Genomic DNA, 1721 nt, shown 5'->3' on the forward strand with positions numbered 1-1721 from the left:
GAGTCCCGTCCAGACCGCCAACAAAAAAAGCATCATTTAATTATAAATGATGCTTTTTTTTTGCCTTAACAATACAACAGCTATTATTTTTTTATTTCGTACTGAAGAGCTCCCGAAGGACAGTGCTTGATCTGTTCAATCAATTCGGCCGTACTCGCATTTTGGGCCGTAACCCAGGGCTTATCTTTCGGATGATACACATTCGGCAGACTCTTTACACAAACTGCAGCATGTACACAGCGTTCCGGTATCCAAAGGACGGTTATCTCTCCATTTGGATGTGGATATCTAACTATTTTTTCCATAATTCCATCTCTCTTTAACAATTCATATTTTAAGAACTAATAACGATAAAGGCAATTTTGTTTTAAGAAACAGCGCGCCGTTTTTTGATCATACTACTTACCCGATAGATCATAAAAATACCGACAATGGAAAGTAGAATAACAATCATCCCCAATGTCGGGTAATGTTCCAAGGGGCTTTCTTTTGTTTCTTGGACAATGATTACACCTGCTAATGAAGCAGCAACACCACCTGCCAGCTGTTGCAACGAAGAACTGATACTCATAAATGCGCCCCGATCTTTCATCTCGGGAACAGCAGTGATCAAAGCCGAAGATGGCGTCATCCGACTTAAAATGCCGGCCATCATTAAAATGTTTAAGATAACAACGATATAAAATGGCGTAACACCTAGGTTCGTGTAGATAAATACGACAATCATAAGCCAAAGGGAAGCGAAAGCAAAAATCTTAAACTTATCGTAACGGTCACTCAATTTTCCTACAATAGGCATAATAATCAAGGATGCAATACCTGAAATCATAAACAACATCGGCAGCTGTTCGTGGCTTACCTTTAGATTATTGACTGCAAAAGCACTTCCAAAAGGCATCATCATATAACCTCCAATTGAGAGCAAAGCTGTTGCCATAAAGCCGACGCGGTATTCTCGCTGTGAAAAAGTCAACCAAAGATGCTTTAACGCAGATTGATGTTTCTGAAGACCTATATGCGCCGTAATAGGAATGAGTTTGACCGCTATAATAACGACAATAATCAAAGCCATCACTGCAATCCACAAGAAGGCACTATGCCAACCCCAATTATTTGCAATATATAATCCTATGGGAATCCCCAGGACCTGACTTGCACCGAAGCCCATCTGCACAAAGCCCATCACACGTCCGCGCTGTTGGAGCGTAAAGATATCGGTGATAATAGCCATAGAAATCGAGCCGATAACGCCGCCAAACAGCCCGGTGACGATTCGTGCAGCAACCAAAGTCCAGTAATCGTTGGCAAAACTGCAGCAGAAGGTTCCGATAATAAAGCCAGAATAGAAAAATAACAGCAGTTTCTTCCGATCAAAACGATCGGCAAAGCCCGCGGTCAGCAGCCCCGAAGCACCGGCACTAAAGGCATAGGCCGAAACCGCAATACCAAATTGAGCCGGTTTGAGATCTATGGCTTTCATCAGGATATCCCCCATCGGTGACATCACCATAAAATCAAGCACGACCGTAAATTGTGTCATGGCCAATAAAAAGACCACCAGTTTTTGGTATGCCGTAAAAGGCGCATTATCAAGTTTATTTATTTCCATACTGTCCGGTTTGCCTCGGTTTAAACTGGCCTAAAAATACAGAAGTGCGCGAACATTATATGTAATAAGTTTGCAAAATTATCGCCCGAGACCTTACCTTACCTTACCTTAC

At 42.1% G+C, this 1721-nt stretch carries 2 protein-coding genes; both read right to left on the reverse strand.

Annotated elements, in window-relative coordinates; translation table 11 throughout:
• Positions 1–83 precede the first annotated feature (83 nt).
• Positions 84–305 carry a (4Fe-4S)-binding protein gene (locus B3H30_RS18515; RefSeq protein WP_075990963.1) on the reverse strand — a complete coding sequence of 74 codons (222 nt, stop codon included), beginning with the start codon at positions 303–305 and terminating at the stop codon, positions 84–86.
• Positions 306–367: 62 nt separating this feature from the next.
• Positions 368–1609, reverse strand: coding sequence for an MFS transporter (locus B3H30_RS18520; RefSeq protein WP_075990962.1), 1242 nt, complete (start codon positions 1607–1609; stop codon positions 368–370).
• Positions 1610–1721 lie beyond the last annotated feature (112 nt).

The sequence above is a fragment of the Sphingobacterium sp. UBA7038 genome (assembly GCF_002494055.1).
GTDB lineage: Bacteria > Bacteroidota > Bacteroidia > Sphingobacteriales > Sphingobacteriaceae > Sphingobacterium > Sphingobacterium multivorum.